Raw genomic sequence first — 25696 nt, 5'->3', positions numbered from 1 at the left:
TAACTGAAGAACTTCACTGGCTAACTGGCTAACTGGCTAACTGGCTAACTGGCTAACTGGCTTAACGCGGCGTCGTGACCGTGGGCAGGCCGTCCAGTTCCCCGGGCACACTGTTCTGCGGGTCGGGATCGAAACTGGCCCCTGGGGGAAGCTCCATGCCTGGATTGATCAGCATGGACCCCGTCCGGAACATGGTGCCCGCGTGTTCACCCTCGCGCGTGCGCATGCCACTGCGCAGATAGCGGTTGCGCTGTTCGTGCCGAGGCAGGAAGCGGGCCAGCTCCGTCAGCGCCATTTCATACACGCCACGTTTGAACTCGACCACCACGTCCAGCGGAACCCAGTAGTCGTTCCAGCGCCAAGCGTCAAATTCTGGATGGTTGGTGGCACGAAGGTTCAGGTCCCAGTCGTGGCCCATCAGTTGAAGCAGATACCAGATTTGTTTCTGGCCCTTGTAGTGTCCGCGTGCATCGCGGCGGATGTACCGGTCAGGCACCTCATAGCGCAACCAGTCCCGGGTGCGGGCCACCACGCGTACGTGGTTGGGCAATAAGCCCACTTCCTCATGCAACTCCCGGAACATGGCTTGCTCGGGGGTCTCGCCCCGGTCAATGCCACCCTGCGGAAACTGCCAGCTGTGGGTGCGTATGCGTTTGCCCCAGAACACCTGGTTTTTCTGGTTGAGCAGGATGATGCCGACGTTCGGCCGAAAGCCGTCCCGGTCAAGCATAATCAAACCCCAAATTTTTAAACTGTGTCCATTATGCACGGCGCCTAGCGCGCAGCAAGTGGACGGCCCCGTTCTGCCTGCAATCGATTCCGATGAAAGCCTCCCAATTCTTTATTTCCACCCTCAAGGAAGCTCCGGCGGATGCCGAAGTGGTCAGCCACAAACTCATGACGCGGGCGGGGCTGATCAAGAAGCTGGGCGCTGGCATCTATAACTACATGCCCATGGGGCTGCGGGTGATCCGCAAGGTGGAAGCCATCGTGCGCGAGGAAATGAACCGTGCAGGTGCCGTGGAGCTGACCATGCCCGTGGTGCAACCCGCTGAGCTATGGCAGGAAACGGGTCGTTTTGAAAAAATGGGCCCCGAGTTGCTGCGCATCCAGGACCGCCACGGCCGTGACTTCGTGGTGCAGCCCACCAGCGAAGAAGTGATCACTGACATCGCGCGCCAGGAGCTCAAGAGCTACAAGCAGCTGCCCAAGAATTTCTACCAGATCCAGACCAAGTTCCGCGACGAGCGCCGCCCACGTTTTGGCCTGATGCGTGGCCGCGAGTTCATCATGAAGGACGCCTACAGCTTTGACCGCGACCAGGCGGCGGCCAAGGCCAGCTACCAGGTCATGGCACAGGCCTATCGCCGCATTTTTGACCGCTTTGGCCTGACCTACCGCGCCGTGGCGGCCGACAGCGGTGCCATCGGTGGCGACCTCTCCGAAGAGTTCCAGGTGATCGCCGCCACGGGCGAGGACGCCATCGTCTATTGCCCAGAGAGCGATTACGCCGCCAACATGGAAAAGGCCGAAGCCCTGGCCCCCGCCGGTCCACGCGGCGCTGCCACGCAGGCGCTGACCAAGACAGCCACGCCGGGCAAGAGCACCTGTGCCGACGTCGCAGAGCTGCTCAGCGTGCCGCTCGCGACCACCGTGAAGTCGCTGGTACTCGCCACGGACGAAGCCAACGAGGCGGGCGAGATCGTCAAGACCCAGGTGTGGCTGCTGCTGCTGCGTGGCGACCACGATATGAACGAGATCAAGGTGGCCAAGGTGCCGGGCCTGGCGGGTTTCCGTTTTGCCACGCTGGGCGAAATCGAGGAGCACTTTGGCTGCAAGCCGGGTTATCTGGGGCCGATCGGTTTGAAGAAGCCTTTGAAGATCGTGGTGGACCGCGAGGTGGCCCTGATGGCCGACTGGATCTGCGGGGCCAATGAGGTTGATTTCCACATCACGGGCGTCAACTGGGGTCGCGACCTGCCCGAGCCCGATGCGGTGGCGGACCTGCGCAACGTGGTGGCGGGCGACCGCTCGCCCGACGGCAAGGGCGAACTGGCGATCGAGCGTGGCATCGAAGTGGGCCACGTGTTCTACCTGGGCACCAAGTACAGCAAGGACATGAACGCGACCTTCCTCGGCGACGATGGCCGGCCCGCATTTTTCGAAATGGGCTGCTACGGCATTGGCGTCACGCGCCTGCCCGCTGCGGCCATCGAGCAAAACCACGACGAGCGCGGCATCATCTGGCCCGACGCCATTGCCCCATTCACCGTGGTGGTCTGCCCCGTGGGCATGGACCGCAGCGAGGCCGTCAAGGCCACGGCCGAGCAGCTCTACGTTGACCTGCTGGCAGCGGGCGTGGATGTGATCCTGGACGACCGGGGCGAGCGCCCCGGTGCCATGTTTGCCGATTGGGAGCTGATCGGTGTGCCGCACCGCGTGACCATTGGCGACAAGAGCCTCAAAGACGGCGTGGTCGAGTACCAGCACCGCCGTGACTCAGCGGCCACCAAGGTGGCCACGGCAGACATCCTGGCCCACGTGAAGGGCCGCATGGCGGTATGAACGGGGCGCGGTTGGTTTCTGCGGCAGGTACGCCCCTCGATGACGGGGGCGGCGTGTCCCGGCGCGCATGCTTGGCTGCCCTGTCAGCGCCAGCGACGTGGCTGGCGGCGCCTTCGTTCGCGCATGCGGGCGGGCAACTGGAGGAACCCTTGATGGATTCCGTGCGCACGGCACTGAGTTCGGCCATTGCCAACCAGGCTCCGCCGGAGCCGCATTTTTTTACCACTGAGGCCCGCATTCACTACCTGCGCTGGCTGGCCGCCATGAGCGACCGCCTGCGCCGCCGCAAGCCCGAGTGGGAGGTCCGCCGCGATTTCCTGCAAACCGCGTGGTACGAGTCCAAGCGCGCCGGGCTCGATGTGTCCCTGGTGCTGGGCCTGATTCAGGTCGAGAGCGCATTCCGAAAATATGCGGTCTCCAGCGTGGGGGCGCGCGGCTACATGCAGGTCATGCCGTTCTGGACGCGGGTGATCGGAGACGGGGATGCCGGCAAGCTGTTCCAGATGCAGACCAATCTGCGCTTTGGCTGCGTGATCCTGCGGCACTACATCGACCGGGAGCGGGGCGACCTGTTCATGGCGCTGGGTCGCTACAACGGCAGCCGGGGTCGTTCGCCCTATCCGGACGCCGTGTTTGGCGCACAGCGCAACTGGCTGTTTGGCGAAAAACCACAACTGCCTGCCGCTTGAATTGCTACTATTTATGTAGCTGCTAGCGTTTATCTATCAAGCGCCAGGGGCCAATTTGGCTTGTATTCAGCGGGTAACAGAGGCAATCAGCTTCCGCTGGGCCTGCGGGGCCAATTCGCAGGTTGGCCTATTTCGAAGCGGGCGTGGTGCTGTCTATCTGGATGACCTGGGTGGAGCCCTCTGACTGGGGGGCTCCGAGGCGGGACACCATCACCTGGTCGATGCGGTAGCTGTCCACGTCCAGCACCTCGAACTTGTAGCCGCCCCAGCTCACGCTGTCGGTGCGCCGTGGCACGCGGCGCAGCATCACCATCAGGAAGCCTGCGAGGGTTTCGTATTCCTCGGCGTGGGGCAGTTCGTCCAGCGACAGTGCGTGCAGCACGTCCTCCACCGGTGTCACGCCGTCAATGAGCCACGAGTTTTCATCGCGCCGCACGATCTGCTCTTCGTCTGCCGGGCCTACCAGGTCGCCCATCACGGTGCTCATCACGTCGTTCAGCGTCACCACCCCCACCACCAGGCTGTACTCGTTCACGATCACGGCAAAGTCTTCGTGCACCTGGCGGAACTGCTCCAGCACCTCTGAGAGGGTCAGCCGGTCCGGCACGATGAGCACCTTGCGCACCAGGCTGTCGTCGGCCAGCGAGATCGGCTGGTTGTTCAGCACCCGCTGGAACAGGTCTTTTGCGTCCACGTAGCCCACCACATGGTCGATATCGCGCTCGCACACGGGGTAGGTCGAAAACGGCTCGGCGGCGATACGCAGGCGTATAACGGAGTCCGGCTCGTCGCGCAGAAAGAATGCAATGCGGTCGCGCGGCGACATGGCGCTGGACACCATGCGCGTGTCCAGCTCAAACACGTTGGTGATGACCTGCTGTTCGCGGGCGGCCAGCACTCCGGCACGCGCACCCGCTTCCATCATCGCCAGGATGTCGTCCGAGGTGATGCGGTCGTCTCGCAGCGACGACATGCCCAACACCCGGAACAGCGCATCCGCCCCCCGGCTGTAGAACCACACCACGGGGCGCAGCAAGGCCATGCACCAGGCCATGGGCTGTGCCAGCCGCACCACCAGCCGCTCGGGCTCGGCCATGCCCAGGCGCTTGGGGAACAGGTCCGCAAACAGGATGAACAGGGAGGTGATGACCAGGAACGAGGCGAGAAAGCCCACCTTCTGCGCACTCGACTCGGACAGCCACAGGCCGAACAGTGCGCTGAAGTGCGGGCTCAGGGCACCTTCGCCCACGATACCGCCCAGGATGGCGACGGCATTCTGCCCCACCTGCACCACCGTGAAGTAGTCGCCTGGCTGCTCCTGCATGCGCAGCACCTGGTCCGCCCGGGCATCCCCTTCGTCGGCCATCTGCCGCAGGCGCAGGCGGCGCGCTGCGGCGAGCGATATCTCGGCCATGGAAAAGAAGGCGCTGGCTGCAATCAGCAGCCCGATGACGAAGAGGCTTTGGGACAGGGTCATGGGAAGGTGACGACAGAGCACAGGCCGTGGCTCACCGGCCTCTCGAGTGTATCTGGGCGCCCCGCGCACGGATACCGGGGCCGCGCATGCGCAGCGGCCCTCAACGCACCTTGCAGCGGCTACTGCACGAAGCCGATGCGGCCGCGCCCTGACGTCGCCTTGGGCAGGTCGGTGATCTCCACGGTGGACCGGCGGTCCAGCCGCGCATTGCCAAAGCCCGTCATCAGTGCACGCCGCATTTCGCGCGGGGGCATCTGTGCGAGGTGGTCCAGCACATCATCGAGTGGCTCGGGGTCCAGCAGGCGGCCCCAGTCGTGCCCCGCGCGGATGCCTTGGTACAAGATACGGGCGATGGTGCGCGCCTGCTCCAACGTGGGGGCCTCTACCTCGAAGACGTTCATGCGGTTCAGGATGGGGTCGGGGATGCCGCGTGTGTCATTGGCCGTGGTGATCCAGATCACCTGGCTGGCATCGATGGCTACCTCGGCAAATTCGTCGGTGAAGCTTTGCGCCGTATCGTGTTCGAGCAGGCTGTACAGCGCGCCCAGCGGGTCGTACTGGGCGTCGGTGCTGGCCTTGTCAATTTCGTCCACCACGATGACAGGATTGGCGTATTCGCCCTCCACCAGCGCTTCGAACACCTTGCCGGGGCGGGCGCCCTTCCACTGCGCGGACGAGCCCGACAGCAGCCAGCCTGCGGTCATGGAGCTCATAGGCAAGAGGTTCATGCCCGTGCCCAGCAGCTCGGCCAGGTGGCGCGCAAAGTGGGTCTTGCCGATGCCGGGCGGGCCCAGCAGCAGCATGGGCGTGACCTCTAGGCCATCGCTGCTGTCTTGTGCCAGTGCCACATGGCGCTTCACGTCGTCCAGCACCTCGGTGAAGTTGGGCAACTGCTCGTACAGGCTGGCCATGTCGGGGATGCCCGAGGGCTTGACCTGAAAGCGCTCCGGGCCACGCTCCAGCATGCGTTCGTAGACGGTGCGCAGGGTTTCGTATTCGCGCTGGTTGCCGGACTCCTGCAGCCGTGCGAGCTTGCGCTCGACATCGCCGGGGTGGAATACATTGCGCATCTGGGCCACCGGTAGGCGCAGGGCCGGGGGCTGGGGAACAAGGCTATGGCTGGTCATTGCATGCTCCTTTGTGATGTGAGGTCACACAATCATTCAAGCACACAACATGCCTGCTGCAATATCGGATAAGCCCCCGATTGGTGCCCCTGTTGCAGGAACACCCAAAAATCAAATGCCCAAAAGCAAAAAGGCCGCCCGATGGCGGCCTTTTTTTGAGGGGATGTCTCCGGGAGAGATCAGGCCTCGGTGCCCAGCACCTGCTTGAGTTCGCCCGACTCATACATCTCCATCATGATGTCCGAGCCGCCAATGAACTCGCCCTTCACGTAGAGCTGGGGAATCGTGGGCCAGTTGCTGTATTCCTTGATGCCCTGGCGGATTTCTTCGTCTTCCAGCACGTTCACGGTGACCACGCTCTTGGGGTCCACGCCGCAGGCCTTCAGGATCTGGATGGCTCGGCCCGAAAAGCCGCACATGGGGAAACTGGCGTTGCCCTTCATGAACAGCAGGATCTCGCTGGATTTCACGAGGGCGTCGATGCGTTGTTGGGTATCGCTCATGGGGACTTCCGTAGGGGTTTTGTGCGCAGATGGGGCTGCATTATCCCTGTTTCAAGTGGGCTGGCGTGTGCATATCAGCCTGTCAACTTTCGCAGTGCGGTTTCCATCTTGGCCACCGAAGCAGCTTCGCTCTCCAGCTTCTTGAGCAGGACACTGACCTTGTCCAGGCTGGCCTGGGTGGTCGCCTGGACGCTGGAACCCACGATCTGCACCTCCTTGGGGTTTTGCTCCACGTAGGTCGCGAGGTCCATGGCGGCTGCGAGCATGCCTTGCATGGGCGGTAGCAACTGCAGCATCATCCCGCCGAGCTGGGTCACCAGTTTGTCGAAGGCGGCGTCGTAGACCGCCTTCAGGTCAGCGGGTTGGCTCAAAGCGTTCTTGGCGGCCGTGGCACGGTCGATGCGCGCTTTCACGTCCTGCTGGGCCTGGGGCACGTGGGCCAGCAGTTCGCCCACCTCGGTGCGCTTGGCCAGCAGCTGAGGCAGCGAGCGCATGTTCTGCATGGCGGCCATCATGCGTGTCAGGGGCGCATCGGTCATTTCCTGGTTGAAGCCCGTAATGATGTCGTAGTGCGCTGCATACGCGCCGAACGCCTTGCGCTGCTGCTCGTTCAGCTTGGGCACGGCGGCACGCGGGGTGTTGAGCACACGGGTCTGCAGGAACTCGATGAACGCCTTGCGCTCGCCGGGCTCCGAGCCGCAGCCACTCAGGGTCAGGGCGGCGCCCAGAGAAAGCGCGCTCAGGCGGGTCAACGCCGTGCGGCGCGAAGCAATGTGAAGCATGGTGTCTCGCAAAAAAATGGCGGCAGTCCAAAGCCGCAGGCCACGGGGAAGCAATGTGCGGGCGGCTGGAGCGTCCGAGGGTGCCTGGCGCGGATGGCACGGCACCGATCGATCACACGGGCGCCGTCCGAAGCGGTGGCGGCAAGGTGTTGCCCCGCAGCGGGTGCCGGTGATTATTGAATTGCCCACACCGCGGCGTCGGGCTTTGTTTGTAACAGTTGGTGGGAAGAGAACCGTTCCGCTGCGGCCGATTTGCAGCCGACGACTCCCAAGTCCGGCAGCCTGCTAGGCCCAGCAACCACCTGTGCAGCGCTCGATGCCTGCCAGATCGCGCCTGCTGGCCACCGTGCTGAAGCCTGCACGCTGCAGCAGATCGCGCACCGCCTGTGCCTGGTCATGGCCGTGTTCCAGCAGCAACCAGCCGCCCGGCGCAAGGCAGCCGGGCGCCTGCGCGACGATAGTGCGGATGTCGTCGAGCCCATCGGCGCCACTGGCAAGGGCCTGCAACGGTTCGTGCGTGAGGGCGGCCAGGTGCGGGTCGGCACTGGCGATGTAGGGCGGGTTGGAGACGATGGCGTCGAAGCGCCCATGCACCTCGGTGAGCCAGTTGCCCTGTGTAAACCGAACGTGCAGGCCCAGCCGGTCGGCATTGGCCCGGGCCACGGCCAGGGCATCGGCGCTGGCATCCACGGCCATCACCTGCGCGGTGGGGTGCTGGCTCTGCAGGGCCAGCGCAATCGCGCCGCTGCCGGTGCCCAGGTCCACCACCTGCGGTGCGGGCAGGGGGGTGATCACCTCCAGCGCCCAGTCCACCAGCGTCTCGGTGTCCGGGCGCGGGTCCAGCACGCGCGCATCCACCTGCAACGGCAGGCCATAGAACTCCTTGCGCCCGGTGAGGTAGGCCACGGGTTCGCCCGCCACGCGGCGCTGGCACAACGCAATGAACTGGCCGTGCACGACCGCATTCATCGTGTCGGTGTCGTGCGCCAGCAGCCAGGCGCGGCCTGCATCCGGGCGGGCCAGGGCGTGTAGCAGCAGCAGTTGCGCATCGATGCGGTCCAAGCCCAGGGTGCGGGCCTGGTTCAGTGCCTGGGCCAGGGTGGGGGAAGTTTTGTTCACTACTATTTTGATAGCTTCTGGCGCTTTTCCATCAAGCGCCAGAGGCCAATTTTGTTCAAATTTTGGGTAGAAATCAGCCTGTGGTGCCCATCTCCAGCTCTTCCAGTTGCTCGGCTTCGCGCGCGTGGGCCAAAGCCTGCAGCACATCGGCCAGGTCGCCTTCCATCACATACAGCAGCTTGTACAAGGTGAGGTTGATGCGGTGGTCTGTCAGGCGGCCCTGCGGGAAGTTGTACGTGCGGATGCGGTCGCTGCGGTCGCCGCTGCCGATCAGGCCCTTGCGCAATGCGGCCTCCTTGGCGGCGCGCTCACTGCGGTCTTTCTCTTGAATGCGCGCCTGCAGCACCTGTAGCGCCTTGGCCTTGTTGGCGTGCTGGCTGCGGCCATCCTGGCATTCGGCCACGATGCCGGTGGGCAAGTGCACCACGCGCACAGCCGAATCCGTCTTGTTGATGTGCTGGCCGCCCGCGCCCGATGCGCGGAAGGTGTCGATGCGCAGGTCGGCCGGGTTGAGCTTGATGGCCTCGTGCTCGTCGGGCTCGGGCATCACGGCCACGGTGCAGGCGCTGGTGTGGATGCGGCCCTGCGTCTCGGTGGCGGGCACGCGCTGCACGCGGTGGCCGCCGGACTCGAACTTGAGGTGGCCGTACACGTTGTCACCTTCGATGCGCAGCACGATTTCCTTGTAGCCACCGAGCTCGGCCGCGTTCTCGCTCACGATCTCCACCTTCCAGCCCACGCGGTCGGCGTAGCGGGTGTACATGCGCGTGAGGTCGCCCGCGAACAGGGCCGATTCGTCGCCGCCCGTGCCGGCGCGGATTTCGACGAACGCGTTGCGCGCATCGTCGGGGTCCTTCGGCAACAGCAGGCGCTGCAGTTCGTCTGCGAGCTGCAGCAGTTCGGCTTCGGCACTGGTGATTTCTTCCTGCGCCATCTCGGCCATGTCGGGATCGGCCAGCATTTCGCGGGCGCCGGCCAGGTCGGCTTCGCGCTGCTGGTAGCGGGCGTAGCGTCCTGCCACCTGTGTGACCTCGGCATGTTCGACGGAGATGCGCCGGTACTGCGCCATGTCGCTCATGATGTCTTCGCGCGAGAGCAGAAAGTCGAGTTCGCCCAGGCGCTGCGCATAGCGCTCCAGCTGGCTTCGGAGAAAGGGTTTCATGGAGTTCTGGAAAAGGGGATTGCTACTGACTTTGTAGCTGGTGGCGCTTGTGGATAAAGCGCCAGGGGCCGATTTTGATTGAAATCGGGGCGGACTGCGGAGCGGGCGAGCGCCGCTACAGGCCGTTGTGGGGGGTCTTGCTTTGCGAGCGCAGGAACAGGCGCGAGACGGTCTGGGCCGTCTGGGCGCGCACTTCGGCATCGCCCGCGCGCAGCTCGGCCAGGGTGCCGTGCAGCATCTTTTGCGTGAGGCCGCGCGACAGCGCCTCCAGCACGGCGTCCACATCCTCGCCCTTGGCCAGCAGCTTCTTGGCGCGTGCGATCTCCAGCGCGCGCCACTCGTCGGTCTGCGCGTTGAGCTGCTGGATCAGCGGCACGACACCACCGGTCTCGCCCACGGGGCTGCGCAGCTCCATCCAGTGCATGAAGCTCTGTACGCCGGCGTCGATGATGGCCTCGGCCTGGGCCACGGCGGCCTGGCGGTTGGCCTGGGCGGTCTGCACCACGCTGGCCAGGTCGTCCACGGTGTACAGGTAGACATCGCCCAGGGCCTTGACCTCGGGCTCGATGTCGCGCGGCACGGCCAGGTCGACCATGAACATGGGACGGTGGCGGCGCTTCTTGAGTGCGCGCTCCACGGCGCCCAGGCCGATGATGGGCAGGCTGCTGGCGGTGCAGCTGATCACCGCGTCGAACTCGTGCAGGCGCTCGGGCAGGTCGGCCAGGCGCATCACCTCGCCGCCAAAACGGGTGGCGAGCTTTTCGCCGCGCTCCAGCGTGCGGTTGGCAATGGCGATCTGCTTGGGGTTCTTGGCAGCGAAGTGCGTGGCGCACAGCTCGATCATTTCGCCCGCGCCCACAAACAGCACGCGGATCTTGCCGAGGTCTTCAAACAGCTGGCTGGCCAGCCGCACGGCGGCGGCCGCCATGCTGATGCTGTGCGCGCCGATCTCGGTGCTGGTGCGCACCTCCTTGGCCACGGCAAAGCTGCGCTGGAACAACTGGTTGAGCGTGGTGCCCAGGGCGCCAGCGGTTTCGGCGGCGCGCACGGCATCTTTCATCTGGCCCAGGATCTGCGCCTCGCCCAGCACCATCGAATCCAGCCCGCTGGCCACGCGGAAGGCATGGCGCGCGACCAGGCTGTCTTCGAGCGTGTACGAGTGCGAGCGCAACAGTGCGGGGCTCACACCGCCGCTCTGGGCCAGCCAGCCCAGCGTATGGTCCATGGCGGCCTGCTCGCCCGCGCAGTAGATTTCGGTGCGGTTGCAGGTGGAGATGATGGCCGTTTCCACCCCGGGGTGGCGGCTGGTGGTGCCCAGCGACTGGCGCAAACCATGCAATGTGGGGGCGATCTGGTCGAGCGCGAACGCGAACCGGCCACGCAGATCGAGCGGCGCGGTGGTGTGGTTGATGCCGAGGGCCCAGACTGCCATAGTCACCGATTATAAAATTGTTGGCCCGAACAGGCGGCCTTGCTTGTTCAAGCCTTGATTTGGGTCAATTCCATGGGTCCTCTGGACGTTTTCAACCACCTGCTCAATTTTGCGGCACCTGCCGCCGCCATGGCGCTGCTGCTGGGGCTTTCACGGCGTTTCATCCACTCCAAGGCGCCCGCAACGCTCTCGGGGTGGCTGCATGCCGCTGTTGTTTTTGGGGTCGGGCTGGCCACGCTGCTGGCAGGGCTTGTGGTGTGGGGGCGTGACGGCAAGATGCTGACCTATGCTGCCCTGGTCGTGGTCTGTGCAACCTGCCAGTGGGTTCTGGTGCGGGGCTGGAAGGCCTGAGCGCCTGCCCTCCTGAGGGTTTGCGAGGGCCGGGGGACGGGGTTCTGGCGCCCTGGTGTCTGCTAGCCTTGGTGCCTCTTCAGCGGCGTCGCCCCATGGTCCGCCGCTGAAGGATGCACACCCATAACACTGACTGCTGGAGACACCCCCCATGAAGCTGATGCGTACCTGGATCGCCCTTGCCGCAGGTCTTGCCCTGTCTGCCGCCGCGCAGGCCCAGGCCTTCCCTTCCAAACCCATTCGCATCGTGGTGGGGTTTCCGGCGGGCGGTCCGCTGGACCAGCATGCCCGTTTGCTTACCGACAAGCTGCAGGCCGTGCTGGGCCAGCCCGTGGTGGTGGATTACAAGGCTGGCGCGGGTGGCACCGTGGGCGCGCAGGACGTGATGAAGGCGCCGCCCGACGGCCACACCCTCATGCTGGCCAACACCGGCGTGATGGTCATCAACCCGGGGCTCTACAGCCGGTTGCCGTATTCGACCCTCAAGGATTTTGTGCCGATTGCGCGCACCGCCATGCAGCCACTGGCCCTTTTGGTGAACCCCGGCGTGCCCGCCAAGAACCTGCAGGAGTTCATGGCCTATGCCAAGTCGCGGCCGGGCCAGGTCAACTTTGGCTCGGCGGGCAACGGCGGCATCAGCCACCTGGTGCCCGAGATGTTCAAGACCGCCACGGGCCTGTTCATGGTGCACATTCCCTACCGGGGCAGCGCCCCGGCATTCACCGACCTGATGGGCGGGCAGGTGCAATTCATGGCCGAGAGCATCCCGCAGGCGGCCAGCTACCACAAGCAGGGCAAGGTGCGCGCCCTGGCCGTGACCAGCAAGGAGCGCAACCCCGCGCTGCCCGATGTGCCCACGGTGATCGAGAGCGGCATCAAGGGCTTCGAGGTGGTAGGCTTCTACGGCTTTCTGGCTCCGGCCGGGACACCCAAAGATGTGGTCAATAAGCTCAGCGATGCCTTTGGACAGGTGCTGCAGATGCCCGATGTGCGCAATCGCATGGTGAGCCAGGGGGCCGACCCGGCGTTTCTGGGATCGGACGATTTTGCGAAATTCCTTGCGGCCGAGCTGCCGCGCTGGGCCGACGCGGTGAAGAAGTCGGGCGCTAAATTGGACTGACCCCCTGAGGCGCTGCGCGCCTTCCCCCTGGAAGGGGGACGCCACCGGTGGCCCGGCAAAGCCGGTTCCACGGTGGCGCTGGCCTTGGTGCGGGGTTGGGGTGACGGCATGCCCTAGGGCGTGGCGGGCAAAAAAAAGTCCACGCGGAGAGGGACGCCAATGGAGGCCCGGCAAAGCCGGTTCCGCGGTGGCGCTGGCCTTGGAGCGGGCTTCGGGTGACGGCACGCCCTAGGGCGTGGCGGGCGAAAAAAAGTCCACGCGGTCGGTGATGATGCCGTCGGTTTCCAGGTGAATGAGCCGCTGCGCGGCCCAGTCGTCGTTCACCGTGTAGCTCAGCGCACGCAGGCCCGCGCCGTGGACCTGTGCGACCAGTGCCGCATCCCACAGTGCGTGGTTGCACACGATGGCCACACAGCCCAGCTGGCGTGCCAGGTCCAGCCAGCCATTGCGCAACGTGTCCAGCAGCAGGGCGCGTGGAATGTGGGGGGCCGTGGCCCGGGCGCCTGCCAGCGCTTCGGGCTGGAAGGACGAGAACAGGGGCAGCACAGCCTGGCCTTGCCACAGCCGCGCTGCATGTTCCCCCACCACTTGGCCCGTTTTTTCCTCGGCCCCGGGTGTCGGTTTGATTTCGATGTTCAGGAGGAACCCGTTGGCGATGCAGTAGCGTGCCATGTTCTCCAGAGTGGGCAACGGCTCGCCCGCATGGGTGCGCGAATGCCAGCTGCCGGCGTCCAGCTGGGCCAGCGCGCTCCAGGGGTGGTCGCCCCCGGTGTTGCTGGCGGGGGTGCCCAGCACCTGCACCGCGTTGGTGGTGCGGTCCAGCGTGGCGTCGTGCATCAGAAACGGCACGCCGTCGGCACTCAGCTTGGCGTCGCACTCGAACATGCGGTACCCATGCTGGGCGCCCAGCCGGAAGGCGGCCAGGGTGTTTTCAGGGGCCAGCTTGCCGGCACCGCGGTGCGCGATCCAGCGGGGGTAGGGCCAGGGGGCCAAGGTGGATACAGGGGCGGGCGAGGGAGCGCTCATGCGGGTTCACCAAACTTCAGCAGGTTGCCGTGGGGGTCGATGACGTACATCTCCTTCATGCCCCAGGGCTGGACGATGGGGGGTGCCACTTGCAGGCCCCGTGCCGTGAAATCCGCGTACAGCGACTCTGTGTCTGCACGCACATAGCACGAGGTGTTCTCTGCAATGTGGGGTTCGTTGCAGGGCCAGAAATGCAGTTCACAACCATCACGCTGCAGGATCAGGTAGTTGTCCATCTCCAGCAGCGGAGCAAAGCCCAGGTGCTCGGTGTAGAACCGCAGGGTTTCTGCAAGGTTCAGAGACGCCAGCACAGGAACGGTGGCCTGAACCCCGTTCCCGCTGCTGGCGGCCGGCTGGGGCAACATCAGCTCAGGCAGCGATGCGTTTGCCGGTGGTGGCGTCGAATGCGTGCAGGCGGTCTGGGCGCGGCACCACGTGGATCACCGAGTCAGGCGCTGGTGCATGGGTGCCTTCTTCCACGCGCACAATGATCTGCTCGCCATTGATGCGGCCGTAGATCAGGCGTTCGGCGCCCAGCAGTTCGACCGTTTCCACCTTGATTTCCCAGCCTTCGCTGCGCACGTCCAGGTGCTCGGGGCGGATGCCCAGGATGGTGCCGGGCGCGGCGCTGGGGGCGTTCTTGAGCAGGTTCATGGGCGGCGAGCCGATGAAACTGGCCACGAAGGTGGTGGCGGGCGTGTGGTAGACCTCTTCGGGCGTGCCGAACTGCTCCATGTTGCCCGCGTTCATCACGATCATGCGCTGCGCCAGCGTCATGGCTTCCACCTGATCGTGGGTCACGAACAGGCTGGTGATACCGAGTTCACGGTGCAGCTTCTGGATTTCGAGGCGGGTTTGCGCGCGCAGCTTGGCGTCCAGGTTGGACAGCGGCTCGTCAAACAAAAACACCTGGGGCTGGCGCACGATGGCGCGGCCCATGGCCACGCGCTGGCGCTGGCCGCCGGACAGCTCGCGCGGCTTGCGCTCAAGCAGGTGCCCCAGTTCAAGGATCTTGGCGGCCTTGTCCACGCGCGCCTTGATTTCTTCCTTGGGCACCTTGGCGATCTTCAGGCCATAGGCCATGTTGTCGAAGTTCGTCATGTGCGGATACAGCGCGTAGTTCTGGAACACCATCGCGATGTCGCGCTGGGCGGGTTCCAGGTCATTGACCACACGGTCGCCGATGCGAAGCTCGCCGCCAGAGATTTCCTCCAGGCCCGCCACCATGCGCAGCAGGGTGGATTTGCCACAGCCCGAGGGGCCCACGATGACGATGAACTCGCCGTCCTGGACCTCGGCGTTGACGCCGTGGATCACCTGGTTGGCCTTGGGGCCGTGGCCGTAGCGCTTGATGATGTTGCGAAGAGATATGGATGCCATGATGCAATAAATTTGATAGCTACAAGTGCTTGATAGATAAGCGCTAGCAGGGGTTTTGTCTTATTTTTCGGTGTCCACCAGGCCCTTGACGAACCAGCGCTGCATGACCACCACCACAAAGGCGGGTGGCAGCATGGCCAGTAGGGCCGTGGCCATCACGATGTTCCACTCGTTGCCCGCATCGCCGCCGGCCAGCATGCGCTTGATGCCGATCACCACGGGGTACATGTCTTCGGACGTGGTCACCAGCAGCGGCCACAGGTACTGGTTCCAGCCATAGATGAACTGGATCACGAACAGCGCGGCAATCGACGTGCGCGACAGCGGCACCAGTATGTCCTTGAAGAAGCGCATCGGGCCGGCGCCGTCCACGCGGGCGGCTTCCACCAGTTCATCCGGCACCGTGAGGAAGAACTGCCGGAACAGGAACGTGGCCGTGGCCGAGGCAATCAGCGGCACCGTGAGGCCCGCGTAGCTGTTGAGCATGCCGAGGTCCGACACCACCTGGTAGGTGGGGCCGATGCGCACTTCCACCGGCAGCATCAGCGTGATGAAGATCAGCCAGAAGCAGATGCCCTTGAACGGGAAGCGGAAGTACACGATGGCGAATGCCGACAGCAGCGAGATCGCGATCTTGCCCAGCGTGATGACGATGGCGGTGACAAAACTCACCCACATCATGCGCGCCACGGGTGCGGTGGAGCCCGCGCCGGAGCCGCCGCCGAACAGGGCGTCGTGGTAGGTTTGCCAGAAGTTGCCGCCGGGCACCATGGGCATGGGCACCTGGACAATGTCCTGCGCCGTGTGGGTGGAGGCCACAAAGGCCAGGTACAGCGGAAAACCGACGATGACCACGCCTAGCACCATGACGAGGTGCGAGAACGCGGTGAAATAAGGACTGCGCTCTACCATGCGAGGGCTCCAGGAGAGAGGGGCGATGAAGAAGACATGCGTGAATCAAAGGGCGCCATTGCGCGTGCCACCGCGGAACCGGCTTTGCCGGGCAGCTGGAGGCGCCCCCTCGAGGGGGAGGCGCCAAAGGCGCTTCGGGGGGGAGTCATCTAGTACTGCACTTTCTTTTCAACGTAGCGGAACTGGATCACGGTGAGCACCACCACGATCACCATCAGCACCACCGACTGCGCGGCCGATCCGCCCATGTCCATGGCCTTGAACCCATCGTGGTAGACCTTGTAGACCAGGATGGCGGTGTCTCGGCCCGGGCCGCCTTGTGTGGTGGCATCGACGATGGCGAAGGTGTCGAAAAACGCGTACACCACGTTGATCACCAGCAGGAAGAACGTGGTGGGCGACAGCAGCGGGAACTGGATGCTCCAGAACCGGCGCCAGGGGCCTGCACCGTCTATGGCGGCGGCCTCGATGAGCGACTTCGGTATGGACTGCAGGCCTGCCAGGAAGAACAGGAAGTTGTAGGAGATCTGCTTCCACACCGCCGCGATCACGATCAGCGCCATGGCGTGGTCGGCGTTGAGCATGTGGTTCCAGTCGAAACCGGACTGGCGCAGCATGTAGGCCACCACCCCCAGCGAGGGCGAAAACATGAACATCCACAGCACGCCCGCCACGGCGGGGGCCACGGCGTAGGGCAGCAGCAGCGCGGTCTTGTAGACCATCGCGCCCTTGATGATGCGGTCGGCAAAGATCGCGAGGATCAGCGACAGCGTGATGCCGCTGACTGCCACCAGGATCGAGAAGAAGGCCGTGGTTTTGAACGACGCCAGGTAGCCCGGGTCCTGGAACAGGTCCCGGAAGTTGTCAAAACCCACCCATTCCTTCGAGAAGCCGAAGGAATCCTGCATCTGGAACGATTGCACCAAGGCCTGACCGGCAGGCCAGAAGAAGAAGACGCTGATGATGGCCAGCTGGGGTGCCAGAAGCACCCATGGCAGCCATGCAGAGCGAAAGAGAACGCGTTTTTCCATGTCCAGACTCTCAAAAAATGTCCCCGCGCTGGCTGCTGCGCGGGAGCGCGGGCCCGCCATCGGGCCGCTTTTGCCGTGGGACAGCCCGGCGGCAAAAAAAGACAACCCGCCGCCCAGTAAACCGCAGGGTTTACGGGGGCGGCGGGCTTTCGATGCCACCGGGCCTCAACGGCCCGGTGGCATCAATAGACGCTCGTCAGAACTTACTTGTTGGCGCGCGCGAAACGGGCCAGTTGCTCGTTGCCACGGGTCACGGCCGTGTCCAGCGCTTCCTTGGGCGACTTCTTGCCCGACCAGATCTGTTCGGTTTCCTCGTCGATGATGGAGCGGATCTGCACGAAGTTGCCCAGGCGGATTCCCCGCGACTTTTCAGTGGCCTTCTTGATCATCTGCGTCACGGCCACGTCGGTGCCGGGGTTCTTGGTGTAGAAGCCCGAAGCCTCGGTCAGCTGGTAGGCGCCCATGGTCACGGGCAGGTAGCCCGTGCGCTGGTGGCTGGCGGCCTGCACCTTGGTGTCATTCAGGAAGTTCAGGAAGTCGGCCACGCCCTTGTATTCCTCAGCCTTCTTGCCGGCCATCACCCACAGGCTGGCGCCGCCGATCGCGGTGTTCTGGGGCGCGCCCTTCACATCATCGTAGTAGGGCAGGGCGGAGATGCCGTAGGCAAACTTGGCTTCCTTGGCCACGCGGGCATACAGACCGGAAGAGCCGGTGATCATGGCGCATTCGCCCGAAGGGAAGGATGCGTCCGGCAGATTGCCGCGGCCCTTGTAGACGAAGCTACCGTCCTTGGAGGCCTTGGCCAGGTTCTCGAAGTGGCGCACGTGCAGGGGGGTGTTGACCTGCAGCTGGGCGTCGTTGCCGTCAAAGCCGTTGTTCTTGGAGGCGAACAGGGTGTTGTGCCACAGCGAGAAGCTCTCCAGCTGCGTCCAGCTGATCCAGCTGGTGGTGAACGGGCAGCTGTGGCCGCTGGCCTTGAGCTTGGAGGCGGCTGCGAACACTTCGGGCCAGGTCTTTGGCGGCTTGTCGGCGTCCAGGCCGGCCTTCTTGAAGGCGTCCTTGTTGTAATAGAAGATGGTGGTGGAGCTGTTGAGCGGGTAGCTCAGCATCTGGCCATTGGGCGCGGTGTAGTAGCCGGCGACAGCGGACACGTATTGGGTGGGGTCGAACTTGAAGCCTGCATCGTTGAGCACCTTGGCCGCGGGGACGATGGCGCCCTTGCTGGACATCATGGTGGCGGTGCCCACTTCAAACACCTGCAGGATGTGGGGTGCGTTGCCAGCACGGAAGGCGGCGATGGCGCCTGTCATCGATTCGTCATACGTGCCCTTGTAGGTGGGCACGACCTTGTATTTGGTCTGGCTGGCGTTGTATTGTTTGGCCAGATCGTTGACCCAGTCGCCGAGCGCTGCGCTCATCGAATGCCACCACTGAATCTCCACCTGTTGTGCCTGCGCTGGTGCGCAGACCGACAAGGCAATGGCAGCGCAGACCGCCAGATGCTTCGTTTGCATGAATATTTCCTCCGAGGATGACGAAAAGCACAAGGGCTGGATGCTATGCAGCCGATGTGACATTGATATGTCGTTGTCGCATGAGCCTTGCGCTTGCAACAACCGGGGAAACCCCTTGGGGTCCCCATGAGGGAAGCGATTGTGACTCTTTTGTGACAAGGTGTGGCGCATTTGCCGAGGCTTGCAAGGTTTTGTGCAATGCACCATGCTGCGGGTCGCGTGCCAGTCGCCTCCGCGTCGGTTCGTTCGCGCTGCAAACGCGCCGAGTCTCTTTTCTCCACACCCTTTCTTCTTATCGCCATGGCTACCAATTCGCTGGACAAGAACAAGATCAAATTCCTGCTGCTCGAGGGCATCCACGCTTCCGCCGTGGATGTGATCCGTGCTGCTGGCTACACCCAGATCGAGACGGTGTCCGGTGCGCTGCCGGACGAGGAACTCAAGCGCAAGATTGCGGATGTGCACTTCGTGGGCATCCGCTCGCGCACCCAGCTCACCGAAGAGGTGTTTGCCCAGGCGCACAAGCTGGTGGCCGTGGGCTGCTTTTGTATTGGCACCAACCAGGTGGACCTGAACGCCGCGCGCGAACGCGGCATTGCCGTTTTCAACGCGCCGTATTCCAACACCCGCTCTGTGGCCGAGCTGGTGCTGGCCGAGGCCATCCTGCTGCTGCGCGGCATCCCCGAGAAGAACGCGGTGGCGCACCGGGGTGGCTGGCTCAAGTCGGCCGACAACGCGTACGAAATCCGGGGCAAGACTTTGGGTATCGTGGGCTACGGCTCCATCGGCACGCAGCTGTCCGTGCTGGCCGAGGCCCTGGGCATGCAGGTGGCCTTCTTCGACGTGGTCAACAAGCTGCCGTTGGGCAATGCACGCCAGGTGCAGCATCTGCACGACCTGCTGGGGCAGTGCGACATCGTGAGCCTGCACGTGCCCGAACTGCCGTCCACCGAAGGCATGATCGGCGCCGCCGAAATCGCGGCGATGAAACCCGGCGGCATCCTCATCAACGCCGCGCGTGGCACGGTGGTGGATATTGAGGCGCTGGCAGAAGCGCTCAAAGCCAAGCAGCTGCTGGGCGCCGCCATCGACGTGTTCCCGGTGGAGCCGCGCACCAACAAGGACGAGTTCCAGTCGCCCCTGCGCGGCCTAGACAACGTGATTCTGACCCCCCACATCGGTGGCTCCACCATGGAAGCGCAAGCCAACATTGGCCTCGAAGTGGCGGAAAAGCTCGTGAAATACAGCGACAACGGCACCAGCACCTCGTCGGTCAACTTCCCCGAGGTGGCGCTGCCTGCACACCCTGGCAAGCACCGCCTGCTGCACATCCACCGCAACGTGCCGGGCGTGCTGTCGGAGATCAACCGCATCTTCTCGGACAACCAGATCAACATCTCGGCCCAGTACCTGCAGACCAACGAGAAGATCGGCTATGTGGTGATCGACATCGACGCGGCATCGTCCGACCTGGCGCTGGACAAGCTGGCCAAGGTCGGCGGCACACTGCGCAGCCGCGTGCTTTTCTGACGCTGTCCATCGGTCCCTGGCGCCGATCCGCGTAGCCCCGGCCCGGCGAGAGGAGGGCCGGTGGCTTAAAATCGCGCCCCCAAGGCTCATGGGCGCGCAGCGCCCGCCCCAGGTTGACCCCATGAATGTTCCGATTGCGTTGGCTGCCTTGCAGACGCAGGCCGCCGAGCCTGTGCGTCTGCGCGAAATTCCTTACAACTACACCTCGTTCTCCGACCGGGAGATCGTGATCCGCCTGCTGGGGTCTCCGGCCTGGGATGTGCTGGACCAGCTGCGCAAAGAGCGCCGCACCGGGCGATCTGCCCGCATGTTGTATGAAGTGCTGGGCGATATCTGGGTGGTGCAGCGCAACCCCTACCTGCAGGACGACCTGCTGGACAACCCCAACCGCCGCAAGCTCCTGGTCGATGCCCTGCAGCACCGGCTGGGCGAGATCGAAAAACGCCGCACACCCGACGACGACGCCGGGCGCGACCGTCTGGTGGGTGAACTGGTGGTGGCTGCGCGCCGCGCCGTGGCCGAATTCAACGCCACCTTCGAGCAGGCCGCGCAGCTGCGCCGCCAGATCCAGAAGACCCTGGGCCGCCTGACGGCCAAGGACAACATCAAGTTTGACGGCCTCTCGCGCGTGAGCCATGTGACCGACGCGACCGATTGGCGCGTTGAATACCCGTTTGTGGTGCTCACGCCGGATACGGAAACCGAGATGGCAGGCCTGGTCAAGGGCTGCATCGAGCTGGGCCTGACCATCATTCCACGCGGAGGCGGCACCGGCTACACCGGCGGCGCGATTCCGCTGACGTGGAAGAGCGTGGTCATCAACACCGAAAAGCTCGAAGCCATGACCGAGGTGGAGATGCGCCGCCTGCCGGGCATGGACCGCGAAGTGGGCACGGTGTGGACCGAGGCTGGCGTGGTCACCCAGCGCGTGGCCGATGCGGCCGAGCGTGCGGGTTTTGTGTTCGCCGTGGACCCGACCAGCGCCGAGGCCAGCTGCATCGGCGGCAACATCGCCATGAACGCGGGCGGCAAGAAGGCAGTGCTCTGGGGCACGGCGCTGGACAACCTGGCCAGCTGGCGCATGGTGACGCCCGACGCCCAGTGGCTCGAAGTGACCCGCCTGGACCACAACATGGGCAAGATCCATGACGCGGAGACGGCCACCTTCGATCTGCAGTATTTCGAGGCCGACGGCAAGACGCCCGTGCGCACCGAGCGCCTGGCCATCCCCGGTCGCACCTTCCGCAAGGAAGGCCTGGGCAAGGACGTGACGGACAAGTTTCTGTCGGGCCTGCCCGGTATCCAGAAAGAAGGTTGCGATGGCCTCATTACCAGCGCGCGCTGGGTGGTGCACCGCATGCCCGAGCACACGCGCACCGTGTGCATGGAGTTCTTCGGCAACGCCAAGGACGCCGTGCCTTCCATCGTCGAGATCAAGGACTTCATGTTCGCCGAGCAAAAGCGCAGTGGCGTGCTGCTGGCGGGGCTGGAGCATCTGGACGACCGCTACCTGAAGGCCGTGGGCTACGCCACCAAGAGCAAGAAGGGCAACGGTGGCCTGCCCAAGATGGTGCTGATCGGAGACATCGCGGGCGACAACGCCGACGACGTGGCCCGCGTGACCAGCGAGGTCGTGCGCCTGGCCAACACCCGCAGTGGCGAAGGTTTTGTGGCCATCACGGCCGAAGCGCGCAAGAAGTTCTGGGCCGACCGCAAGAAGACGGCCGCCATCAGCCGCCACACCAACGCCTTCAAGATCAACGAAGACGTGGTGATCCCGCTGCCGCGCATGGCCGAGTACACCGACGGCATCGAGCGCATCAACATCGAGCTCTCCCTGCGCAACAAGATCAAGCTGTGCGACGCGCTGACCGAGTTCTTCGAGCGGGGCAACCTGCCCTTGGGCAAACACGACGCCGATGACGAGGTGCCCTCGCCGGAGCTGCTGCAGGAGCGCGTGGCCCAGGCCATCGGCCTGGTGGAGGAGGTCCGCGCGCTGTGGCAAGGCTGGCTGCACGGTGTGGAAACCCTGTTTCCCCAACTGCAGGACCACACGCTGCGCGCGAGCTGGAAGACCCAGCTGCGTGGGCCGCTGCAAGGCATCTTCACCGGCGCTGCGTTCAAGCCCATCCTGGACGAGGCGGTGGCCATCCACAAGCGCGTGCTCAAGGGCCGCGTGTGGGTTGCGCTGCACATGCACGCCGGCGACGGCAATGTGCACACCAATCTGCCCGTCAACAGCGACGACTATGAAATGTTGCAGACGGCGCACGAGGCGGTGGCACGCATCATGGTGCTGGCGCGCAGCCTGGACGGCGTGATTTCGGGCGAACACGGCATTGGCATCACCAAGCTGGAGTTCTTGACCGACGAAGAGCTGCTGCCGTTTGCGCAGTACAAGCAGCGGGTGGACCCCGAGGGCCGCTTCAACAAGGGTAAGTTGCTCCGAAATCAGGAGCTACCAGCGCTTTATGGACAAGCGTTGGAGGCCAATTTGGCTTCAAATTCGGCGTCGAAACCCGCCTTGCAGGCCGACCTGACGAATGCCTACACCCCAAGTTTCGGCCTCATGGGGCACGAGTCGCTGATCATGCAGCAAAGCGACATCGGCGCGATTGCCGATTCTGTCAAGGACTGCCTGCGCTGCGGCAAGTGCAAGCCCGTGTGCTCCACGCACGTGCCGCGCGCCAACCTGCTCTACAGCCCGCGCAACAAGATCCTGGCGACCTCGCTGCTGGTCGAAGCGTTCTTGTACGAAGAACAGACCCGCCGGGGCGTGAGCATCAAGCACTGGCAAGAGTTCGAGGACGTGGCGGACCACTGCACGGTGTGCCACAAGTGCGAGAGCCCGTGTCCGGTGAAGATCGACTTTGGCGATGTCACCATGAACATGCGCAACCTGCTGCGCAAGATGGGCAAGAAGACGTTCCGGCCGGGCAACGCGCTGGCGATGACCATGCTCAACGCCACCAACCCGGACACCATCAAGTTCATGCGTTCGGCCATGGTGGACGTGGGCTTCAAGGCCCAGCGCCTCGCCGTGGACCTGCTGCGCAAGGTGGGCCGCAAGCAGACGGCCAAGCCGCCGGCGACGGTGGGCACGGCTCCGATCAAGGAGCAGGTGATCCACTTCATCAACAAGAAGCTGCCGGGGGGATTGCCCAAGAAGACGGCGCGCGCGCTGCTCGATATCGAGGACAAGGACTACGTGCCCATCATCCGCAACCCGGCCACCACCACGGCCGAGACGGAAGCGGTGTTCTATTTCCCGGGGTGTGGCTCGGAGCGCCTGTTCAGTCAGGTCGGCCTGGCCACGCAGGCCATGCTGTGGCACACCGGGGTGCAAACCGTGCTGCCCCCGGGCTACCTGTGCTGCGGCTACCCCCAGCGCGGCTCGGGCCAGTTCGACAAGGCCGAGAAGATGATCACCGACAACCGGGTGCTCTTCCACCGCGTGGCCAACACGCTCAACTACCTTGACATCAAGACCGTGGTGGTGAGCTGTGGCACCTGCTACGACCAGCTGCAGGGCTACGAATTCGACAAGATCTTCCCGGGCAGCCGGATCATCGACATCCACGAGTACCTGCTGGAGAAGGGTGTCAGCCTGCAGGGCAAGGGGGCGTACCTGTACCACGAGCCTTGCCACAACCCGATGAAGCTTCAGGACTCGATGAAGACCGTGAAGGCGCTGGTGGGCGAGCAGGTCCTGAAGAGCGAACGCTGCTGCGGAGAGTCCGGCACGCTGGGCGTGACGCGCCCGGATGTGTCCACGCAAGTGCGCTTCCGCAAGGAAGAAGAAATCAAGAAGGGCGAGGCCCAGCTGCGTGCCAGCGGCGCCGTCGGCGCGCAGGACAACGTGAAGATCCTCACCAGCTGCCCGAGCTGCCTGCAGGGCCTGAACCGCTATGAAGGCGACCTGAACAACGGTCTGCTCGAAGCCGACTACATCGTGGTCGAGATGGCGCGCGAAATCCTGGGCGAGAACTGGATGCCCGACTATGTGCAGCGCGCCAACCAGGGCGGCATTGAGCGGGTGCTGGTCTGATGGTCTGCCCTTTGTGCGCCGAAGACGGTGGCGCATTGGTCTGGCGCGGTGAGCGCCTGCGGGTCATCCGTGCGCAGGAGGCGGGGTTTCCTGCCTTCTACCGCGTGGTCTGGAATGCGCATGTGGCCGAGTTCTCGGACCTGGCTGCTACCGAACGCGCCCACTGCATGGAGGCTGTGACGGTGGTGGAGCAGGCCCTGCGCCAGCACCTGTCGCCCACCAAGGTCAACATTGCGGCACTGGGCAACATGGTGCCGCACCTGCACTGGCATGTGATTGCGCGGTTTGACTGGGATACGCGCTTCCCCTCACCCGTGTGGGCGGCTGCGCAGCGGCCCAGCCCTGCGGCGCAAGAGGCAGCAGTGCAGGCGCTGCTGCCAGCGCTGGAAACCGCCTTGCGTCTACAGCTGGCGCCCCTGGCTGCTGCGTGACTGGCGCTCTGCCAACTGGTGGAGCGTCTCCCGGCCCTCTGGGTGGTGGGGTCTGCGGCGGGTGGGACAATCATGGCCGTCGTTTCTGACAACAGTTTTCTCACAGGTGAATCCATGGCAGGTTTGAAAGTGGGCGCGCCCACGCCGCAGGCAATCACGGTGCACGAGGCCTCGCGGGTGCTCGAAGTGGGGTTCTCCGATGGCGCCACGTTCCGCATTCCGTTTGAGCTGATGCGCGTGTATTCACCGTCGGCCGAAGTACAGGGCCATGGCCCGGGCCAGGAAGTGCTGCAGACGGGCAAGCGGGAGGTCACGCTGGTCCACCTGGAGCCCGTGGGCAACTACGCGGTCAAGCCCACGTTTTCCGACGGGCACGAGAGTGGAATCTTTAGCTGGGATTACCTCTACGAATTGGGCCAGCAGCAAGACGTGCTGTGGACCCAGTACACCGAGCGGCTGGCCGCCGCAGGGGCCGACCGCGATGCGCCCATGGCGCCCAAAGGTGGTGCCGGGGGGCATGCCTGTGGCAGCCATTGAGGCGCAAAGCCGGGTGGTTTTCTGGCGGAGCACAGAACGCGGCGGAAGCCCTTGTCCGTCAAGGTGCTATTGAAGTAGTAGCTGTTGGCGCAATATAGATAAGCGCTGGCGGCTGATTTTTCTTCAATGGTGTTGTCCAAATTGCGACAGATGCCCCATTTCAGTGCGGGGTTGTCGCTGTACCTCTGGCGTTCACGCGCCTAGCATGATTCTTATGAGTACCACGCATTTTGGTTTTCAGTCGGTGGACGAGCAGGAAAAGGCACGCCGCGTGCGGGGTGTGTTCGACTCCGTGGCCTCCAAGTACGACGTGATGAACGACCTCATGTCGGCGGGCCTGCACCGCGCCTGGAAGGCCTACACCGTGATGGTGGCCAACCTGCGCGAAGGCAGCCAGGTGCTGGACATCGCGGGTGGCACGGGCGACCTGGCCCTGGCGTTTTCGAAGAAGGTCGGCACCACCGGCCGCGTGGTGCATACCGACATCAACGAAGCCATGCTGCGCGTGGGGCGTGACCGCCTGATCGATGCGGGTGTGGTGTTGCCGACGACGGTTTGCGATGCCGAGAAGCTGCCGTTCCCGGACGGGCATTTCGATGTGGTGAGCGTGGCCTTCGGCCTGCGCAACATGACGCACAAGGACCAGGCGATTGCCGAGATGTGCCGCGTGCTCAAGCCCGGTGGCAAGCTGCTGGTGCTCGAGTTTTCCAAGGTGGCCAAGCCGCTGGAGAAAGCGTACGACTGGTATTCCTTCAAGGTGCTGCCCCAACTGGGCAAGCTGGTGGCCGGTGACGACGCGAGTTACCGGTATCTGGCTGAATCGATCCGCATGCATCCGGGCCAGGAAGAACTCAAAAGCCTCATGCAAAAAAATGGCTTTGGGCATGTGGACTATCACAACATGACAGGGGGCATTGTGGCCTTGCATGTTGGAATCAAGTGCTGAGCGTTTCGCTTGGT

At 64.2% G+C, this 25696-nt stretch carries 23 protein-coding genes; 9 read left to right on the top strand and 14 right to left on the bottom strand.

The genetic code is table 11. The features are described 5' to 3' along the window. Positions 1-61 precede the first annotated feature (61 nt). A complete protein-coding gene (locus tag IB243_RS13730; protein ID WP_192427732.1) occupies positions 62-730 on the bottom strand; it encodes an RNA pyrophosphohydrolase in 669 nt (222 codons plus the stop codon). A 92-nt stretch (positions 731-822) separates the two neighbouring features. Here IB243_RS13730 and IB243_RS13725 point away from each other — a divergent pair, with 92 nt between their 5' ends. Further along, positions 823-2565 (top strand): proline--tRNA ligase, encoded by a 1743-nt coding sequence (locus IB243_RS13725; RefSeq protein ID WP_192427730.1) that lies wholly within the window; start codon positions 823-825, stop codon positions 2563-2565. Then, a complete protein-coding gene (locus tag IB243_RS13720; RefSeq protein ID WP_192427729.1) occupies positions 2562-3254 on the top strand; it encodes a lytic transglycosylase domain-containing protein in 693 nt (230 codons plus the stop codon). The genes IB243_RS13725 and IB243_RS13720 overlap by 4 nt, the downstream gene beginning before the upstream one ends. 127 nt (positions 3255-3381) lie before the next feature. Here the strand turns inward: IB243_RS13720 and IB243_RS13715 are convergent, their stop codons facing one another. From IB243_RS13715 to hemA, 7 genes are all read right to left on the bottom strand, one after another. Next, on the bottom strand, positions 3382-4731 hold the full coding sequence (locus IB243_RS13715; protein ID WP_192427727.1) for a hemolysin family protein: 1350 nt from the start codon (positions 4729-4731) through the stop codon (positions 3382-3384). Between the two features lie 119 nt (positions 4732-4850). After that, the gene (locus IB243_RS13710) at positions 4851-5858 is read right to left on the bottom strand and encodes an AAA family ATPase (protein WP_010461994.1); all 1008 of its coding nucleotides are present in this window, start codon (positions 5856-5858) and stop codon (positions 4851-4853) included. Positions 5859-6037: 179 nt separating this feature from the next. Beyond that, positions 6038-6361, bottom strand: a complete 324-nt coding sequence (grxD, locus tag IB243_RS13705; RefSeq protein ID WP_010461991.1) for a Grx4 family monothiol glutaredoxin — start codon at positions 6359-6361, stop codon at positions 6038-6040. Positions 6362-6435: 74 nt separating this feature from the next. Further along, positions 6436-7143: a DUF3053 family protein gene (locus IB243_RS13700; RefSeq protein WP_192427725.1), complete on the bottom strand. Its 708-nt coding sequence runs from the start codon at positions 7141-7143 to the stop codon at positions 6436-6438. 285 nt (positions 7144-7428) lie between these two features. Next, positions 7429-8262, bottom strand: coding sequence for a peptide chain release factor N(5)-glutamine methyltransferase (prmC, locus tag IB243_RS13695; RefSeq protein WP_192427723.1), 834 nt, complete (start codon positions 8260-8262; stop codon positions 7429-7431). A 73-nt stretch (positions 8263-8335) separates the two neighbouring features. Then, positions 8336-9424 carry a peptide chain release factor 1 gene (prfA, locus tag IB243_RS13690; protein ID WP_192427721.1) on the bottom strand — a complete coding sequence of 363 codons (1089 nt, stop codon included), beginning with the start codon at positions 9422-9424 and terminating at the stop codon, positions 8336-8338. A gap of 115 nt (positions 9425-9539) precedes the next feature. Further along, complete coding sequence (gene hemA / locus IB243_RS13685) at positions 9540-10856, bottom strand: glutamyl-tRNA reductase (protein WP_010461984.1); 1317 nt, start codon at positions 10854-10856, stop codon at positions 9540-9542. A gap of 72 nt (positions 10857-10928) precedes the next feature. Here hemA and IB243_RS13680 point away from each other — a divergent pair, with 72 nt between their 5' ends. Together IB243_RS13680 and IB243_RS13675 are read left to right on the top strand one after the other, a co-directional pair. Continuing rightward, positions 10929-11207 (top strand): hypothetical protein, encoded by a 279-nt coding sequence (locus tag IB243_RS13680; RefSeq protein ID WP_192427719.1) that lies wholly within the window; start codon positions 10929-10931, stop codon positions 11205-11207. 151 nt (positions 11208-11358) lie between these two features. Continuing rightward, positions 11359-12327 (top strand): tripartite tricarboxylate transporter substrate binding protein, encoded by a 969-nt coding sequence (locus IB243_RS13675; protein ID WP_057272250.1) that lies wholly within the window; start codon positions 11359-11361, stop codon positions 12325-12327. Positions 12328-12555: 228 nt separating this feature from the next. On the opposite strand, the gene ugpQ is transcribed toward IB243_RS13675, so the two are convergent. The 6 genes from ugpQ to ugpB all read right to left on the bottom strand — a co-directional run bounded on the left by ugpQ (position 12556) and on the right by ugpB (position 18190). After that, positions 12556-13353 carry a glycerophosphodiester phosphodiesterase gene (gene ugpQ / locus IB243_RS13670; protein WP_192427717.1) on the bottom strand — a complete coding sequence of 266 codons (798 nt, stop codon included), beginning with the start codon at positions 13351-13353 and terminating at the stop codon, positions 12556-12558. Next, positions 13350-13718, bottom strand: a complete 369-nt coding sequence (locus tag IB243_RS13665; RefSeq protein ID WP_192427715.1) for a VOC family protein — start codon at positions 13716-13718, stop codon at positions 13350-13352. Before IB243_RS13665 ends, ugpQ begins: the two co-directional genes overlap by 4 nt. 4 nt (positions 13719-13722) lie before the next feature. Then, positions 13723-14733 carry a sn-glycerol-3-phosphate import ATP-binding protein UgpC gene (locus IB243_RS13660; RefSeq protein WP_192427713.1) on the bottom strand — a complete coding sequence of 337 codons (1011 nt, stop codon included), beginning with the start codon at positions 14731-14733 and terminating at the stop codon, positions 13723-13725. A 60-nt stretch (positions 14734-14793) separates the two neighbouring features. Beyond that, positions 14794-15645, bottom strand: a complete 852-nt coding sequence (ugpE, locus tag IB243_RS13655; RefSeq protein ID WP_010461970.1) for a sn-glycerol-3-phosphate ABC transporter permease UgpE — start codon at positions 15643-15645, stop codon at positions 14794-14796. Between the two features lie 149 nt (positions 15646-15794). Beyond that, a complete protein-coding gene (gene ugpA / locus IB243_RS13650; protein WP_010461967.1) occupies positions 15795-16676 on the bottom strand; it encodes a sn-glycerol-3-phosphate ABC transporter permease UgpA in 882 nt (293 codons plus the stop codon). Positions 16677-16879: 203 nt separating this feature from the next. Beyond that, positions 16880-18190, bottom strand: a complete 1311-nt coding sequence (ugpB, locus tag IB243_RS13645; RefSeq protein WP_010461964.1) for a sn-glycerol-3-phosphate ABC transporter substrate-binding protein UgpB — start codon at positions 18188-18190, stop codon at positions 16880-16882. 300 nt (positions 18191-18490) lie between these two features. On the opposite strand from ugpB, the gene serA reads away from it, so the two are divergent. The 5 genes from serA to ubiE all read left to right on the top strand — a co-directional run bounded on the left by serA (position 18491) and on the right by ubiE (position 25682). Further along, a complete protein-coding gene (serA, locus tag IB243_RS13640; protein ID WP_057228839.1) occupies positions 18491-19720 on the top strand; it encodes a phosphoglycerate dehydrogenase in 1230 nt (409 codons plus the stop codon). A gap of 121 nt (positions 19721-19841) precedes the next feature. Further along, positions 19842-23768 carry an FAD/FMN-binding oxidoreductase gene (locus IB243_RS13635; protein ID WP_192427711.1) on the top strand — a complete coding sequence of 1309 codons (3927 nt, stop codon included), beginning with the start codon at positions 19842-19844 and terminating at the stop codon, positions 23766-23768. Continuing rightward, positions 23768-24199, top strand: a complete 432-nt coding sequence (locus IB243_RS13630) for an HIT family protein (RefSeq protein WP_192427709.1) — start codon at positions 23768-23770, stop codon at positions 24197-24199. Before IB243_RS13635 ends, IB243_RS13630 begins: the two co-directional genes overlap by 1 nt. 114 nt (positions 24200-24313) lie before the next feature. Beyond that, on the top strand, positions 24314-24736 hold the full coding sequence (locus IB243_RS13625) for a gamma-butyrobetaine hydroxylase-like domain-containing protein (RefSeq protein WP_192427707.1): 423 nt from the start codon (positions 24314-24316) through the stop codon (positions 24734-24736). A gap of 214 nt (positions 24737-24950) precedes the next feature. Then, entirely contained in the window at positions 24951-25682 is a 732-nt protein-coding gene (ubiE, locus tag IB243_RS13620) for a bifunctional demethylmenaquinone methyltransferase/2-methoxy-6-polyprenyl-1,4-benzoquinol methylase UbiE (RefSeq protein WP_192427705.1), read from the top strand. Positions 25683-25696: the final 14 nt, after the last annotated feature.

Source organism: Acidovorax sp. ACV01, assembly GCF_014851495.1.
GTDB lineage: Bacteria > Pseudomonadota > Gammaproteobacteria > Burkholderiales > Burkholderiaceae_C > Acidovorax > Acidovorax radicis.
This window is presented reverse-complemented; position numbering and strand designations above follow the sequence as displayed.

Coding starts and splice junctions, on each gene's coding strand:
- IB243_RS13680 (WP_192427719.1), top strand. CDS start 10,929: ATGGGTCCTCTGGACGTTTTCAACCACCTGCTCAATTTTGCGGCACCT.
- grxD (WP_010461991.1), bottom strand. CDS start 6,361: ATGAGCGATACCCAACAACGCATCGACGCCCTCGTGAAATCCAGCGAG.
- hemA (WP_010461984.1), bottom strand. CDS start 10,856: ATGGCAGTCTGGGCCCTCGGCATCAACCACACCACCGCGCCGCTCGAT.
- IB243_RS13700 (WP_192427725.1), bottom strand. CDS start 7,143: ATGCTTCACATTGCTTCGCGCCGCACGGCGTTGACCCGCCTGAGCGCG.
- IB243_RS13630 (WP_192427709.1), top strand. CDS start 23,768: ATGGTCTGCCCTTTGTGCGCCGAAGACGGTGGCGCATTGGTCTGGCGC.
- IB243_RS13715 (WP_192427727.1), bottom strand. CDS start 4,731: ATGACCCTGTCCCAAAGCCTCTTCGTCATCGGGCTGCTGATTGCAGCC.
- IB243_RS13660 (WP_192427713.1), bottom strand. CDS start 14,733: ATGGCATCCATATCTCTTCGCAACATCATCAAGCGCTACGGCCACGGC.
- IB243_RS13675 (WP_057272250.1), top strand. CDS start 11,359: ATGAAGCTGATGCGTACCTGGATCGCCCTTGCCGCAGGTCTTGCCCTG.
- IB243_RS13730 (WP_192427732.1), bottom strand. CDS start 730: ATGCTTGACCGGGACGGCTTTCGGCCGAACGTCGGCATCATCCTGCTC.
- ugpB (WP_010461964.1), bottom strand. CDS start 18,190: ATGCAAACGAAGCATCTGGCGGTCTGCGCTGCCATTGCCTTGTCGGTC.
- ugpA (WP_010461967.1), bottom strand. CDS start 16,676: ATGGAAAAACGCGTTCTCTTTCGCTCTGCATGGCTGCCATGGGTGCTT.
- ubiE (WP_192427705.1), top strand. CDS start 24,951: ATGAGTACCACGCATTTTGGTTTTCAGTCGGTGGACGAGCAGGAAAAG.
- IB243_RS13665 (WP_192427715.1), bottom strand. CDS start 13,718: ATGTTGCCCCAGCCGGCCGCCAGCAGCGGGAACGGGGTTCAGGCCACC.
- IB243_RS13710 (WP_010461994.1), bottom strand. CDS start 5,858: ATGACCAGCCATAGCCTTGTTCCCCAGCCCCCGGCCCTGCGCCTACCG.
- IB243_RS13720 (WP_192427729.1), top strand. CDS start 2,562: ATGAACGGGGCGCGGTTGGTTTCTGCGGCAGGTACGCCCCTCGATGAC.
- prfA (WP_192427721.1), bottom strand. CDS start 9,424: ATGAAACCCTTTCTCCGAAGCCAGCTGGAGCGCTATGCGCAGCGCCTG.
- ugpQ (WP_192427717.1), bottom strand. CDS start 13,353: ATGAGCGCTCCCTCGCCCGCCCCTGTATCCACCTTGGCCCCCTGGCCC.
- ugpE (WP_010461970.1), bottom strand. CDS start 15,645: ATGGTAGAGCGCAGTCCTTATTTCACCGCGTTCTCGCACCTCGTCATG.
- IB243_RS13725 (WP_192427730.1), top strand. CDS start 823: ATGAAAGCCTCCCAATTCTTTATTTCCACCCTCAAGGAAGCTCCGGCG.
- IB243_RS13635 (WP_192427711.1), top strand. CDS start 19,842: ATGAATGTTCCGATTGCGTTGGCTGCCTTGCAGACGCAGGCCGCCGAG.
- serA (WP_057228839.1), top strand. CDS start 18,491: ATGGCTACCAATTCGCTGGACAAGAACAAGATCAAATTCCTGCTGCTC.
- IB243_RS13625 (WP_192427707.1), top strand. CDS start 24,314: ATGGCAGGTTTGAAAGTGGGCGCGCCCACGCCGCAGGCAATCACGGTG.